The sequence below is a fragment of the Vibrio sp. Y10_XG_PY6 genome (genome assembly GCF_024181795.1).
Classification (GTDB): Bacteria; Pseudomonadota; Gammaproteobacteria; order Enterobacterales; family Vibrionaceae; genus Vibrio; species Vibrio diabolicus.
The window spans coordinates 1,207,924-1,222,796 of sequence record NZ_JAMZAQ010000001.1; the positions used below are offsets into that span (position 1 = coordinate 1,207,924).

Annotated in this window: 14 protein-coding genes; 4 read left to right on the forward strand and 10 right to left on the reverse strand. The window is 46.3% G+C overall.

Translation table 11 applies throughout. From position 1 onward, the window contains the following. The first annotated feature begins 212 nt into the window (after positions 1-212). From NL644_RS05335 to NL644_RS05350, 4 genes are all read left to right on the forward strand, one after another. The gene (locus NL644_RS05335; RefSeq protein ID WP_104970823.1) at positions 213-1,445 is read left to right on the forward strand and encodes an OFA family MFS transporter; all 1,233 of its coding nucleotides are present in this window, start codon (positions 213-215) and stop codon (positions 1,443-1,445) included. 67 nt (positions 1,446-1,512) lie between these two features. Then, positions 1,513-3,126, forward strand: coding sequence for a VRR-NUC domain-containing protein (locus tag NL644_RS05340; RefSeq protein WP_114323675.1), 1,614 nt, complete (start codon positions 1,513-1,515; stop codon positions 3,124-3,126). A gap of 164 nt (positions 3,127-3,290) precedes the next feature. Further along, on the forward strand, positions 3,291-3,938 hold the full coding sequence (locus tag NL644_RS05345) for an AcfA family outer membrane beta-barrel protein (protein WP_114323674.1): 648 nt from the start codon (positions 3,291-3,293) through the stop codon (positions 3,936-3,938). Positions 3,939-3,953: 15 nt separating this feature from the next. Next, positions 3,954-4,289, forward strand: a complete 336-nt coding sequence (locus NL644_RS05350; protein ID WP_053807720.1) for a NirD/YgiW/YdeI family stress tolerance protein — start codon at positions 3,954-3,956, stop codon at positions 4,287-4,289. Positions 4,290-4,366: 77 nt separating this feature from the next. Here the strand turns inward: NL644_RS05350 and yegS are convergent, their stop codons facing one another. The 10 genes from yegS to NL644_RS05400 form a co-directional block, all read right to left on the reverse strand. Continuing rightward, positions 4,367-5,269 (reverse strand): lipid kinase YegS, encoded by a 903-nt coding sequence (gene yegS / locus NL644_RS05355; protein ID WP_104973618.1) that lies wholly within the window; start codon positions 5,267-5,269, stop codon positions 4,367-4,369. An 8-nt stretch (positions 5,270-5,277) separates the two neighbouring features. Continuing rightward, entirely contained in the window at positions 5,278-6,183 is a 906-nt protein-coding gene (locus NL644_RS05360; RefSeq protein WP_181869539.1) for a LysR family transcriptional regulator, read from the reverse strand. Between the two features lie 173 nt (positions 6,184-6,356). Next, positions 6,357-6,782, reverse strand: coding sequence for a bifunctional diaminohydroxyphosphoribosylaminopyrimidine deaminase/5-amino-6-(5-phosphoribosylamino)uracil reductase RibD (locus NL644_RS05365; protein ID WP_005398150.1), 426 nt, complete (start codon positions 6,780-6,782; stop codon positions 6,357-6,359). 49 nt (positions 6,783-6,831) lie between these two features. Continuing rightward, on the reverse strand, positions 6,832-8,148 hold the full coding sequence (locus NL644_RS05370; protein ID WP_114323672.1) for a BatD family protein: 1,317 nt from the start codon (positions 8,146-8,148) through the stop codon (positions 6,832-6,834). Continuing rightward, entirely contained in the window at positions 8,145-9,875 is a 1,731-nt protein-coding gene (locus tag NL644_RS05375) for a VWA domain-containing protein (RefSeq protein ID WP_114323671.1), read from the reverse strand. The genes NL644_RS05370 and NL644_RS05375 overlap by 4 nt, the downstream gene beginning before the upstream one ends. Further along, a complete protein-coding gene (locus tag NL644_RS05380; protein WP_253658125.1) occupies positions 9,868-10,938 on the reverse strand; it encodes a VWA domain-containing protein in 1,071 nt (356 codons plus the stop codon). Before NL644_RS05380 ends, NL644_RS05375 begins: the two co-directional genes overlap by 8 nt. Continuing rightward, positions 10,931-11,509, reverse strand: a complete 579-nt coding sequence (locus NL644_RS05385; protein ID WP_114323670.1) for a DUF4381 domain-containing protein — start codon at positions 11,507-11,509, stop codon at positions 10,931-10,933. Before NL644_RS05385 ends, NL644_RS05380 begins: the two co-directional genes overlap by 8 nt. Then, positions 11,510-12,472, reverse strand: a complete 963-nt coding sequence (locus NL644_RS05390; RefSeq protein WP_046875998.1) for a DUF58 domain-containing protein — start codon at positions 12,470-12,472, stop codon at positions 11,510-11,512. A gap of 12 nt (positions 12,473-12,484) precedes the next feature. Beyond that, positions 12,485-13,468 (reverse strand): MoxR family ATPase, encoded by a 984-nt coding sequence (locus tag NL644_RS05395; RefSeq protein WP_029862040.1) that lies wholly within the window; start codon positions 13,466-13,468, stop codon positions 12,485-12,487. An 85-nt stretch (positions 13,469-13,553) separates the two neighbouring features. Continuing rightward, positions 13,554-14,855, reverse strand: coding sequence for an anaerobic sulfatase maturase (locus tag NL644_RS05400; RefSeq protein WP_114323668.1), 1,302 nt, complete (start codon positions 14,853-14,855; stop codon positions 13,554-13,556). Positions 14,856-14,873 lie beyond the last annotated feature (18 nt).

Sequence of the window (14,873 nt, forward strand, 5' to 3'; positions counted from 1 at the left end):
CCACATACAAAACCATGAATTCACATCCGCTTTTAATGTTTCAAATTATTTTATCAGTAACGGCAAAAAGAGATTCCAATCACATATTTATTGGTTATAATCCGCGCTCATTGCGTTAATCGTTGAAAAACGCAAACTAATTTTGAGAAAAAACATCTTTAAACCAACCCTCTTTGCGGCATTGCCAACAAGAGGAAAAACTGAGAATGAAAATGAGCAAGATTGATAAAGCTATGCGCATCCTGTTAGCAGGGTTCTGTATCAACCTTTGTCTTGGCATCCTGTATGCTTGGAGTGTATTCAACAAGGCACTGGTAACTGAATCAGGCTGGAGTGCTGCAGAAGCTTCTGCACCTTACGCAACTGCAACCATCACTTTCTCTATCTGTCTTCTTGTTGCAGGTATTCTTCAAGACCGCATGGGTCCGCGTATGATCCTTATCCTAGGTACTGTTCTTACAGGTCTAGGCATGATCGCATCTGGCTTTGTTGACACTCCACTCATGCTGAACATTACCTTCGGTGTGATCACAGGTGCAGGTATCGGTTTTGGCTACGCATGCCTATCACCTTCTGCAATGAAATGGTTCCACGCTTCGAAGAAAGGCATGGTTAACGGCATTATTGCGGCTGGTTTTGGTCTAGCGGCTATCTACCTAGCACCAGTAACATCATCATTGATCGACAGCATGGGCATTCAAACGAGCTTTATGGTTCTTGGTGTTGGTATCCTGGCAATTGCAGTTCCTCTTGCAGCAACCATCAATAACCCACCAGCAGACTACACACCTGCAGAGCCTAAAGTAAAAGAAGGTCAAGCACCTAAAGCGGTTAAAAAGTCAGATGACCTAACTTGGAAAGCAATGCTGAAGACGCCACAGTTCTACTCTCTATGGATCATGTACGCATTCGCAGCTTCTGTTGGTCTAATGATCATCGGTAACATCACGACCATCGCAAGCGTTCAAGCAAACTTACCAAACGCCGTTTACCTAGCGTCTATTCTTGCTGTATTTAACTCAGGCGGCCGTGTTGCTGCGGGTATGCTTGCAGATAAAATCGGCGGTGTTCGTACACTCCTACTTGCGTTCGTCCTACAAGGCGTAAACATGGTGCTGTTCGCAACGTTCGACTCTGAGTTCACTCTGATCATTGGTACTGCGATCGCAGCGGTAGGTTACGGTACACTTCTAGCGGTATTCCCTACTCTAACGGCCGAGTTCTACGGTTTGAAAAACTACGGTACTAACTACGGTGTGCTTTACACTGCATGGGGTATCGGTGGTGCAATCGGCGCAGCAGTTGTTGGCTTCTCTATGACGAACGGCGAAGGCTACACCTTGGCTTACACTATTTCTTCAGCAATGATGGCAGTATGTATCGTACTTGCGTTCATCACTAAGCCACTGTCTGAAGCGAAAGTAGCGCACCTAAAAAACGCATAATTGCGAATTGATTTGATAGCGAAAAGGCTTAACCTATGGGTTAAGCCTTTTTTGTTATCGGTCGTTTATGGAAAGCCCTATCGAACTTGCACCAGACTACTATCTAGAAAACTTCTTTAAGCTGACTCACCACGCAGTAACCTGGTACAGCGATTTACTGGCCGAGGAAGAACACGCTTGGCTTCGCTCGTTTAATTCTTTGAGCAAACACGCCCAGTGCCTGTTGGTGCGTTTATACAGCCGAAAAGGGTGTTGGTTTCGAAGTGATAAGCTGAGTTATCAAGAAATACCTTCAATCGATGAAGCACTGGCAGAATTGAGTCAACATGAGTTTGTGGTCCTTTCCCCAACACTCGCTCATCAAGAGTTAGCGTCTAACTTACTGACGAAACCGGAGATCTCTGCACTTTACCCAGAGCTACCGAAGTCATTAAAGAAAGATGCCCTTGTAGAGCGTTTAAGCAACACGGAATTTGATCGTTTTGAGCAGCTTGAGTTTACGATCATCAAACTCAATTCAGCTCACATGATCGACGTGTTACTCACCCTGTTTTTTGCCAACACCCATCAAGACTTAAGTCAGTTTGTGCTTGATGACTTAGGTCTACATCAGTTCGAGCAATACCAATTGAGTAAAGTGCGCCGTTTCTTTGATTCACGTGAGCAAATAGACCGCTTAATTGAACTGAGCCAACTGGCCAACCTGTACTGGCAATTTGATCGAAAAGACAAAACGAACCTCGACTTATTAATTGAGGCAATGCCTCAGCCCGTTAATCACCATTACGTAGATCGTAAGCGTGAGCACATGTTGAATGACATAGCACGTGATTACGAACGGCTTAATGATCTAGAGACCGCCCTATCTCTATTTAGCCAAACTCAGCTCGCTCCGAGCCGAGAACGACGTGCACGTATCTATGACAAACTAAACCAAGATGATTTATTTAGTGACATTGTCACAGAGATGCTACAGTCGCCAATTGATGTGTCTGAGCTCGAAGTCGCACAAAAACTTGAGCAACGGTTGAAGCGAAAACAAGGCGCGAAAGTACCAAGAGTAGCGAAGCCACTCTGCTCCGAATACCATATTGAACTGGATTTATCTCAACAACGAGTAGAACTTGCCAGTAAAGCGTATTTTGAGTCCTTAGGCTGGACAGTATTTTACGCCGAAAATGCACTGCTTAATGCATTACTTGGCCTCACTTTTTGGGATGCGATTTTTGCTCCTATTGAAGGGGCATTCATTAACGCTTATCAACACCGTCCTTTAGATTTATATCACTCGGATTTTGTTACCAAGCGCCAAGCTTTGATATACACCGCTTTTGCCGAACTAGAAGCGGGCAACACCCAGACGTTATTGACAAAATACGATGAGAAGTTTGGCATTAGTAATCCATTTGTACATTGGAATTTAATAAGTAAAGAGCTACTCGAAACAGCGCTCAACACTATCCCAACCAATATGCTGATGGCGCTGTTCAAAATACAATTGAGCGACCTTAAGCTTTACCGTAATGGGATGCCGGATCTCATTGCTTTTAAAGAAAATGAGTTCGAATGGATTGAAGTGAAAGGCCCTGGCGATAAAATCCAGGATAACCAATGGCGTTGGATCAAAGAGTTTACTCGCCTTAATGTCCCGTTTGCGGTGTGTTACGTCGCAGCAACTTAACTTACTCTATATAAAGAGCTTGGTGTTTGTTCACTCAAACCGCCCCTCGTTATCTCCCCTTGTTCTTTTTTCTAAACATTTTTTCGTTTCTTCACGATCGCTTCACGCTTCTTCACACAAAATGCGCTTCTACTCACTAAGTTGATTTGAAGAGGCAAAATAAAATGAACAAAACACTTCTTGCGTTACTTGTTACCTGCTCAGTTTCGGTATCTGCGGCTCCTTATGTAGGTCTGGAATATGGACTAGGCACCACTGACCATGATTTGGAACCTCACTTTTCAACTGACAACGTAACACTCAACCCTGAGCTTGAAGACGGTATTTTCTCAGGTTTTGTCGGTTACGCATTCAATGACAACTGGGCGCTAGAGTTGGGCTACAGCCAATTTGACCTTGATGATAATCGTTCAAAGAACCTTGGTATCAAACAAATTGATGGCAAAGATTACCATCATGAAATGGATTGGGATGCGTCAATCAAAGCCAAGCAAGTGTCGCTGTCTCCAGTGTTTAGTTATGCATTAAATGACAAATGGACAACAAAATTCAAAGCGGGTCTAACGCACACGGAATACAACGCCAAGGTTTCTAAACATCAAGAATATGAGCTTGTCGCGAATGATGATGTAGAAATGAACAACACGCTTTTCCACAACACGGAGAAAAACAACGAGCTAGGCGCAATGTTCTCAGTGGGTGCGGAATACCGAATTTTCCCGCAGCTCACCATAGGTGCAAACGCAAAATATCAACTAGACCGATACGCGAACACTGCATCCTTTAACGTAGGCACAACTTACTACTTCTAATTTAAGGAGACGATAATGAAAAAAATGATTTTAGCATCCATGTTTGCCCTACTTTCAAGCTCAGCTTTCGCCGCGTTTAATGGTCCAGAAATAAGCGTAATTAATTCGGTGAAAGAGGCGCACAACGCAACCGACGACAGCGCAGTCATGTTAACCGGGCACATTGTTCAATCTCTTGGTAACGAGACTTACTTGTTCAAAGATGAGACTGGTGAAATCGAAGTGGAAATCGACAATGAAGATTGGATGGGACTAGACGTTGGTCCAAACGATAAAGTGACGATTCGAGGCGAAGTTGACTCAGAGTGGACAACCAAGCAGATCGACGTAGAGACCATTCAAAAGCTTTAATTCGCCTGACACCTCAACACAAACAACACAGCCACATATTGGAGGCTGTGTTGTTTATGGGCCGTGAAACTACTCGTTTAGCTGACCAAGCAAGGACAATCTTGAGGCAAGACTAATCGTATACTCTTAGGCTGAACATCAAACCGTATTGTTCTCGAATGATATGGTTCACCATCTAAATTAAGCGGTAGTGGATTTGGGAAGTCTATCTCCAACCAGCTTGCTCTTGTGTGTTTTACAAACTCACCTTTCTCGCTAGGATTATTGATCTCTTCGATAACTTTCGGCAGCTCATGAGGCAAGAATGGACGCACCAGTGTTAGATCCATCAAGCCATCATTAATCATCGCTTTCGACGCTAACTCTTGCCCACCTCCAGCTAAGCGACCATTGCAAAAAGCGCCAAGCAACATTTCTCCCTGATAAGCCCCGCCTTCAATTTTTATTGTTCCGTCATAAGGTTTAAAGCCGAGCGCTTTTACAACACCGGTTAGTGTATAAGCGCCGCCACCAAGAAAGTTTTTAAGTTCAACAGGCGTTTCTGCCGTAACTTCTGCGCCAAACCCAGCTGTTGCCACGTTAATAAAGTAGCGATCGTTAGCCTTGACACAATCGACCAAAGCAGACTGCCCTTCTACGGCGAGAGATAAAGACGCCTTGATAGAAGCTGGCACTTGAATCGCGGTGGCAAAATCATTTGCGGTACCAAGAGGGATAATGGCTAACTCAGGGCGTTTTTCTTCTTCAATTTGGATAATCGCAGAAGCCGCCTCATTGACGGTCCCATCGCCACCAGCGACAACAATACGTTCAATCCCTTCATCAACCGCTTCTTTCACCAAGCGCGGCATGTCTTGAGATTCCCAAGTCACTCGCACTTGCACATCGACGCCCTTGTCTCTCATTTTCATGATTGCATCTCTTAACTCTGGGTTCCCAGCTTTTTTGCCGTTAAGGATGGCACGTATTGTCTTCTTCATTGCACTTCCTATTGGTTGATGGTTTTCCCTGCTTGTTTAATCTGTGATCGCAACCATTGATGGGCACTGTCGTTTGTCCGACTAGGATGCCATATTGTGCAGAGCTCATAGGTTTGTTCATCAAATGGCATAGATAAAGATTTAACATGATAGGTGTGGTTGAACAAGTTGATCATCGACTCGGGCATTAAACCAATATATTCACTACCGCAGATAACAGGTAGCATTTCCAACACGCCAGAAGCTCGATACTTTATCTTTCTTTTGTCCAAGTCGACAATATCATCGGCGTTTAACAAGCTCTTACGACTCTGCCACTGCGAAACCACCACATGTTCTTCTTCAAAAAATTGTTCAGCCGTAATCTCGTCCTTTAAGCGTGGGTGCTCCTCGCTAGACACCACCACCAAGCGCTCAGTAAGTACAGTTTCAACTTTTAAAACTGTTCTTGCTCTTGGCGCGATATCAATGATCAAGTCGTAACGTTGCAAACGCAGATCGCTTTCAAAATCTTCCGTAAAGAGTGGATGAACCTCTAAAGCAATATGTGGTGCTAACTCACTGATCTGTTTCATAACTTGAGGGAGCAACTCAAAACTTGCAACAGAGACACAAGCAATGGAAAACACTCGATTCGACACTTTAGGGTCAAATTCGCTAGAAGCCGTCAGAGTTGAAGTAAAGTTTTGCACCGAAGTAAGCAGCGCAGGGTAAATATCCATAGCAAAAGAGGTAGGTTCTACTCCCTTGGTACAGCGATGAAATAAAGGTTCGTCATAAATATCACGAAGACGTGCCAACGCTTTGCTGACTGCGGGCTGCGTGATACTGAGACGTGCTGCCGCTTTAGATAAATTCCCCTCTTCATAGATGGCAATAAAGATGGGGATAAGATTCAGATCGGTCGGTTTCATGCTATTAAATTTTTCGAAAATCACTTTTTCTATTTTAATCTAACAGCATGATAGTTAACGTAACCAAGTACAAGAAATGGGCGGTAAGACCTGTTTTAATGAGTTTTAACTCAATTTTGACGTACTCCATTCACCGCATAAGTGAGCAGCTAGCGTGCAAGCCAAAGCTTACATTAAGATTTGCCTAAATATGGGGTAAGAAACTCGCAGACTTCCTCGCCGCATAAACCAATTTCCACCTCAATACCCGCTTGTTCTAGAATCTCGATTCCTCGACCACTGTTGCGCGGATCTGGGTCCAACATGGCTACGACGACTTTGCCAATACCGGATTTTACTAATGTCACCGCGCACGCTGGCGTGCGACCAACAAACGAACACGGTTCGAGCGTAACGTATGCCGTCACCGATTCTAACGAGCCTTGATATGCATTCAGTGCTTCTACTTCCGCGTGATTGCCACCAATAGCTTGAGTATGACCTTCTGAAACGATTTGATTGTCTTTCACTAACACGCAGCCAACCGGCGGGTTGGGTTGACATTCAGGAAGCGCATTTTTGGACACTTCCAATGCGCGGCGCATAAACTCTTGGCTCATTTGAAATCTATTCTCTAATAAAAACGAGGCGCTATATTAGCGCCCCGCTTTATTCATTGCCATCTCTTCCAATGACTTTGTCCAGTTCTGGTAACGCTCGCGGTATACGGAATTTAAAGCGTTGTTGTTTGGTCTGGATCTTGCGCCACATCGACTTCATTAAATGAGCGCTATTTTCGCCATTTTGCATTCGCGACGCACTTTTTTGCCACGATTTACTCGTATCGGCTTTGGTCATTTCCAGCACTGCCGTATTTAAACGCAATTGTTTGTACAATACGGCCCTTGCTTCAGACCAGCGTTTAGCCTTTAACAAACGGTGGAACGTCAACCATGCTGGTGTCGGTCTGTTGCGGTAGTAACGTTTAATGGCTACCAATGAAATAATCACAAAACCCAGCAATACAAGCGTGGATACAATCCATGCAAAGTACGTTTTGATGAAGGATTTCAACGTGTGCTTCGCAACAAATGTTTTGCCCTCTAACACCACCGTTTCCACTTGTTGAGTCTTACTGTTCCACCAACGGAACTCATAATCTGGCAGAGTTAATTCACCACCTTGTTGAATCACGTACACGCTCTCTTCTGTGCGTGTTGACTGGTAATCACCACGTGTTTGCGTATCTGTAAGACGGTGCGGTTGAGGATACGCTTGGTAACGGGTTGTTGATTCTCCTTTCAACAAGTCTGGTAGCAACACAGATAGCGAATCATGAGCCAAAATGGTGATTTTACGCGTGATTGCATCCCCAACTTTAAGTGACTCAGTGGAGGTTTCCCACTCTTGTTTTACGTCTACGTGCGTTGCAGAAAACCAAGGAGTGTCACCGCTCAACAATCCCGATGGCAAGACAGTTTTGAACTTAATCGGCTGCGTGTAAAGGGTGCCTGACACCTTCTCGCCGTCCGGCGCTGACACCTGAACGCCCACTGCGACAGGTGGAATCACAAAATCACCAGATGCTTGTGGATACAAAGTCACTTCCCAGCGTTGACGCGACCAAGTTTGTCCGCCCTTGTGCTCCGTGAAGTTAGTGGCTAACTGATTACGCTGTTTGGCGATAACATTGGGCATTTCAATACTGCCAATTCGCGTCCCACCCGTAAACCAGCGCGGCGTTGCCACTTCGATGGTTAAAATGACTTGCTCGTTGACACTAAAACTTGGCGTTTTACGCTTTTCTCCAGCCGTTGGTTGTTGACCGACCCACGCTTGCAACTCAACACCATGATTGCGTTGAAGATCGTAAATATCCTGAGCGAAAACGTGACGACTTACGAACAGACTCAAACAAACCACTAACCATGCCACTATCCTTGCAGGAAGTGCAAAAGAGGTCACGCGATGGGCATTCATCATCATTGGGCAGCCTCCTCTGTATTGTGTTCCGTTGTCGTAGTTGAGCTACCCGTTGTTGGCGAGCGTAATTGAATTTGAAATTTAGCGCGTAAGAAATACTTCGGATCCGCTTCGACTCGCTTTAGCCACTTGTCGGCTAATTCTTGGCTACCTAAGATGTCGTCTGCGCTTAACGTCTCTTTAATCATCAACTCTGCTGACGTTTGTTCATCCGCTCCTTCTGCGGTTTGAGGGTTGTCGCCTAGCTCGGTTGACGCCTCTTGCTCTGTTCCTGCTTGACTCTCACTCATCTGATTTATCTCATCGACGATGCCAGCAATCACTTTCAAGTTGTGCTCAACATCAGGTCTTAACGACTCGCTCAACGTTGGCTTACTGGCTAGGGATTTTAACAAGTCACGAGCAGCCAAATATTCACGCTGACGCGCCAATGCGCTCGCCGCATTGTAAAGACCGTAATCTCTAACCTCTTCGGACGGGTCGTTTTGCATTTCCAAAAACGCACTGTGCGCGAGCTCAAACTCGCTAGCGTAGTAGTACGCCGTGCCTTTGCGTAATGGATCGACAAAGTGTTTTGCAGCTTCTAAATACGCTTGTTGGTTGAACAAACGCTGCCCTTGTTGGTCTGGCGTCAGCCACAAATCCCACCACCATTGCGCCACCTTGTCGAAGGTCGTCACTTTTTGCACAACTTGTGGCTGCTCGGCTTTAACAGAAACGTTCTCCGCCATTGCACTGGTCGGCATCAATAGTGTACCGCTCACCATTGCAATCACGCACCACTGCACTAACCACCCTTTTCTAAACCACAGCATCATGATCAACGCGATTGGGAACAGCAGTTGATAACCCATGTCTTTCCAAGGCATTGAAGATTCGCCATTAAGCTGCATATTGCGCTCAACGTATTGATTCAGTTGTTCGATATCACTGTTATCGACCGTCACTTCCACCAATCGACCGTTGGTCTGGCTGGCCAGTTTTTGCAGAGAATCCAAATCCATCGGGTTGTTACTCACGATATCTGTATTCCCCGCAGCAAGAATTAACAGTTGATAAGGTTTACCTGCAAAATACGCTTGGTATTGCTTAATCGTGGCCGGGTTCACGCCATCGCTCACCAACAAAACGGTGGAGCCTGGTTGACCTTGCAATTGTTGATCAATTAACGGCAAGGCTTTTTCAGCAAGCTTACCTTGCACGGGCATGATTTCTGGCGTAATGGCCGCCAAGAATGGGTCAAATACTTTGCTGTCTTGAGTCACAGGCATCGCCACATGAGCACTGCCCGCAAACACGACTAAACCCGTTTTTCCGCCTTTTCGCGCAACTAACAAATCGCGTATTTTCTGTTTGGAACGCTCAAGGCGGCTTGGTGGGAGATCTTTTTGCAGCATCGAGTCGCTATTATCAAGCACCACAAGCAGAGAGGCTTTATCTTCACCAAAGGGAGAAGATTCACGTTGCCACGTTGGGCCTGCACAAATCACAATGGCGATTAGCACAATCAGCATCAAGAGCTTAAGCGGCAGTTGCTTACGCCAACCTCGCTCGCCTATCGTCAAAGCATTGCGTAAATGTTCGGGCAGAATATCCTTCCAGCTTGGTTTGCTTTCTTCTCGCCAGCGCAACCACACCAAGAAAAACATAGGGATCAAAGCCAGTAACCACAGCGGTCGGATAAAATGAAACTGCGTAAAGAATTGCGTCCAACTAAGAGAATCAAACATCGCTCTCTCCTAATGATGATCGTGTTGCAGCCCTTCTTTTGAGTGTCGCGACGCTGAACGCGAGTAAATGCATGATGACCACTAACGCCATCAAGTAATGGTGAAGACTTTGTTTCGGCCGGTATGTGGTGCTTTCGTAAAGTTGAGGTTCCAGTTTGCCAATCTCGTCGTAGGCAGCCGACAGTTCATCACGGTTGAGTGCTTCAAACGCTTCACCGCCGGATTCTTTCGCAATGCGATGAATCGTGTCCATATCCAACGCGGTTTCACCTATCGTTTCAGGATCGCCCATCGCAATCACGTGTACTCGCACGCCTTTGGCTTTCGCAACTTTCGCCGCATCAATCGGTTCGACAAAGCTGCCCGTGTCGTTACCATCGGTTAATACAATCGCGACTTTTTCACGGTTTTGATCTTGTTCTAAAGCACCACGCGACTTATCGCTTTGCTCAAAAACTTTAATCGCTAAGCCAATCGCATCACCAAGATGGGTACTCTGCCCTGCCATCGCCACATCGGTTTGATTAAGCAGTTCGAGCCACACTTTTTGGTCAGCGGTAAATGGCGTTGGCACAAAAGCGGCATCACCAAAAAGAACCAAGCCTAATCGGTCACCTTTACGAGACTGAACAAACTCCGTCAGCACTTCTTTCGCCGCATCAAGGCGAGAAATTTTTTCGCCCGTACGAGAGGTGAAATCAGGCTCAGCCATGGAACCAGAAAGATCCACCACGACCATCACATCGCGCCCTAAACTCTCGCGTACTTGAGGCTCGCCTAGCACGGTGGGTTTGGCCATCGCACACACCACCAAAAGCCATGAGAGAATTAACGTTGCTCGTTGCCACCAGCTTGGGGTTAACTGGCTTGCACCCTCTAATGGCGTCTCGCCAATCGCTTCCACAAGCTGACTAAAAAACGGCACTTTGATCGCCATTTGCTTAGTGCGATATGCAGGCACCAAGTAGTACACCACCAATGGCAGCGGCAAAATCAGAAACCACATTGGGTGAGCAAATTCAAAACCAGACAAACCAGTTAGCGATACAAGAAGATCATTCATGTTGACCTCCCTGATTTGCTTTGCGTTTCAATAGTGGTGATTTCTTTGCCGCGCTTTTTTGAGCATCACAACGGTGTTCACTCACCCAGTTTTTCGCACGAGCAATAAGCGTTAATCGCTCTTCGTTGGTTAGCATAACGCTTGGGTCAACAATACTTTGTAACCAGCGCTTTGAAAGCTCATCGTTAAAGACCACTTGCGAGTTTGCTTGAGAATCTCCGGTTTGCGGATATAGCGCATCAAGCTTGCGCAAAAAGGCAGTATCAAACAATTTCGCGTTACGGCTATCAACATGAATCAGCACAATTTTAAGCACAGAGAACAATGCTTTAGGCATGCCTTTGTCGCTCGGTTTGATTTGCGAAATCGTCAACAGAGCTTCTTGTCGGTAGCGGTTACACCACCACTGTTGAGCCAAACGATACGCGACATACACCAATGCAATGAGCGCAACCGCCGCTAAAATCTTCCAGCCAATAGTTTGCGGATACCAACTCACGCTTGGTGGCACGGCCACATCATGTAGGTCTCTGAGTATGTAGGTACTCGGAGGCGTAGGAAGACCACTCATTTAACGCCCTCCTACCAGTTTTTGGAATTGTTTAATGTGCTCACCTGTCGTATCGAGTTCGATGTGCGGAAGGTGTTTCATCGCCATAAGTTGAGAGAGTGATTGACGCTGTAAGCTAGTTCGAGCCTCAAGCTTTGCGCTCGCGGCTTCTACCTTTGCTTTGCTGTCTAAATTGAGTTGATACTGCCCATCACCAACCACCCATTTCGATTTTGCCAAATCGTCTGGTAGTGCTTGTTCTAATGGGTCACTGACCATCACTGCGAGAACATCGTTGTGCTGTTGTAGCTGTTTAAGGTGGTCAAGATGGTGCTCCTCGCAGTCGCTCCAGTCGCTGATAAAAATCAAAGTGGATTGTTTGAGCTTCATGCGTTTAATGAGCTCAATCCATTGACTGAACGTCACTTTTTCGGAATTGCGGGAGTCCACATTGAGCGATTGATTGGCTTTAGCGAGACGCTTAAGTTGAGCCAGAAGATCGTTTTGCGAACGCTGCGCCTTGCTGTGAAACAACGCCTGTTGGGATGCGATGACAAAACCAACTCGGTCGCCATCTTTTAATACTCGCCACCCACACATCGCTGCGATCTCTGCCGCGACAACCGATTTCATTACTTGCGTCGAAGCAAAAAACATTGTGCTTCTCTGGTCGACACACACGATTACGTTGCGATCTTTTTCTTCTGTATAACTGCGTACGTGCGGCTTACCTGTACGCATCGTAACTTTCCAATCCAGGTTACGAATGTCGTCACCCAATTGATAATGGCGCAGCTCTTCGAAGTTCAATCCACGACCACGAAACAGCGAATTGTGGCGGCCTGAGAGTACGCTACCCGCTTTTAGGTGAGGAAGTAAACTGAATGATTCTGCTTGTGCTTGCAAGCGTACTAAGCGAGCGTAATCGCAGTACAAACGGGGATCCATCCCCTGTGATTTTGGCGCAAGAGTTGGCTTAGCCATAATGCCTCCCGCTTACCCAATTTCTACACAATCTAGCAGCTCTTGCACGACGCGTTGGTGATCGACCCCGTCTGCTAGTGCATCGTAGGTCAAAGAAAAACGGTGGCCCAGTACAGACGGAACCATGGCTCGCACATCGTCAGGAGTGACATGGTCACGTCCTTGCATCCACGCATACGCACGAGCGCATTTGTCTAGTGCGATGGAAGCACGAGGACTAGAGCCAATCTCAATCCATTTTGCTAAGTTTGAATCGGCATAACGCTCTGGCTTACGAGTCGCCATCACTAACGCAACGATGTAGTTTTCCACTAGGTCTGATACCACGATGTTTGGTAACTGACGACGCGCTTCTAGCACCACGTCTGGCTCGATGTGTTTTGGCGTAACAATTTCGCTGCTGGTTTCCGCACCCAATTCTTCACTGCGCACCAAACGAATGATGTCACGTTCGGCTTCATCTTCTGGGTAATCGACGGTAACCTTCATGATAAAACGGTCCATTTGTGCTTCTGGCAGCGGATACGTGCCCTCTTGCTCTACAGGGTTTTGCGTAGCAAGCACCATAAATAAGTCCGGCAATACGTGAGTTTTATCGCCTACCGTGATTGTGCCTTCGGCCATGGCTTCAAGCAGTGCCGCTTGTACTTTGGCTGGTGCACGGTTGACCTCATCGGCAAGCACTATGCTGTTAAAAATTGGCCCTGGCTGAAAATGGAGTTGCGGCTTGCCATCCAACTCTTGATAAACCTCGGTTCCCGTCACGTCCGATGGCAAAAGATCTGGCGTAAACTGGATTCGACCAAAACTGGTGTTTAACAAGTTGGCCAACGATTTTACAGAACGTGTTTTTGCCGTTCCCGGCAAACCTTCTAGAAGAATGTGCCCGTTCGTTAATAACCCGATGACTAAAGCTCGAACCACGTGGCTTTGTCCAATGACGCTTTTTTCTGTTTGTTCGATGAGTTCTTTTATCGCTTGTTGTGCGTGGTTCATAAGGTACCTTTTCAGTGGTTTAAGCCGTCTTTTCAATAGTTAAGTATAAGAACAAATGAAATAACTTAAGGTTATATTCACTATGTTATCTTTGCGGTTCTTCAGATTGGAGAAGCTGTGCAAGACCAACCAACATCGGTAACGCGTAATCAAAGAACATTTTGATTCCCGAACACAGATAGTTTAGTCCAGCCTCGCCATTCGGCGTTTTGATCAGACGGTTTTTCGGACACTCGCCCCAGCAATAAGTCAAGTAGGGACACTGCTTACAATACGCCGGCAAAGATTCGCGTTTTGCCATGCCAAAGGTGTATTGTCGTGTAGAGAAGGCCATATCATTCAATGAGTGTTCATGAATGTTGGCGAGTTTGTATTCTGGGTACACATAGTGGTCGCAACTGAACACGTCGCCATTGTGCTCAATCGCCAAGCCTTTGCCACAAAACTCAGCTGTCACGCAAAGCTGAGACGGTTTCCCCATTACTTGCGCTACCGCGGTTTCAAACAGGTTAACCAGTACACGGCCAAGATCGTTATTCACCCACTCTTCAAAGGTGGTCATTAAAAAGCGTCCCCAGTCTTCAGGATCGACCGACCAATCCGTCACTACAGACATTGGATGACCCGGTTTCGCCAGATCACTGCCTTTGGTTGGGATCATCTGTTCGTTCCAAAACTGCGGTGCGGTTGTTTGGAAGTCGTTCGCTTCAACCACCGGTGCAAACTGAATGTATGTCACACCCAATTCTTGGGTTAAAAATCGATACACTTCGAGCGGGTATTTCGCATTGTGTCGATTCACCGTCACCAACGCGTTGAATTTCACGCCATGCGCTTTGAGCTTATCTACCGCTTTCATAACCAGATCAAACGTCGGCTTACCGCTGCGGGTTTTGCGATATTTGTCGTGCAGCTCTCGTGGCCCATCAATCGACAAGCCAACTAGGAAGTTGTGCTCTTTTAAAAACGCACACCACTCATCGTTTAGCAAAATGCCGTTGGTCTGAAGGTCGTTTTCAATGCGAACGCCTTTCGGCTGATGTTTCCTTTGCAGAGCTACAACATTGCGGAAATAGTCCAACCCAAGTAGCGTTGGCTCCCCGCCCTGCCATGAGAATACAATTTCTTCGCCATCCTGACTTTCGATGTAGCTTTTCACGAACGCTTCCAATGTTGCGTCGTCCATTTTGGGCTGCTTTTCTTGGTGCAGTAGATTTTCTTTATGCAGATAAAAGCAGTACTGACAATCGATATTGCATTTTGCTCCGCCTGGCTTTGCCATCACATGGAATCGACGGTCGTACGCACCCGGAACCGTTGCTTTAGACGCCGTTTTAAGAGGAACAATAGGCATGGTAGTAGAATGGCGAGGGGAAATCTTACTCATACGTTTCTCACTATTTAA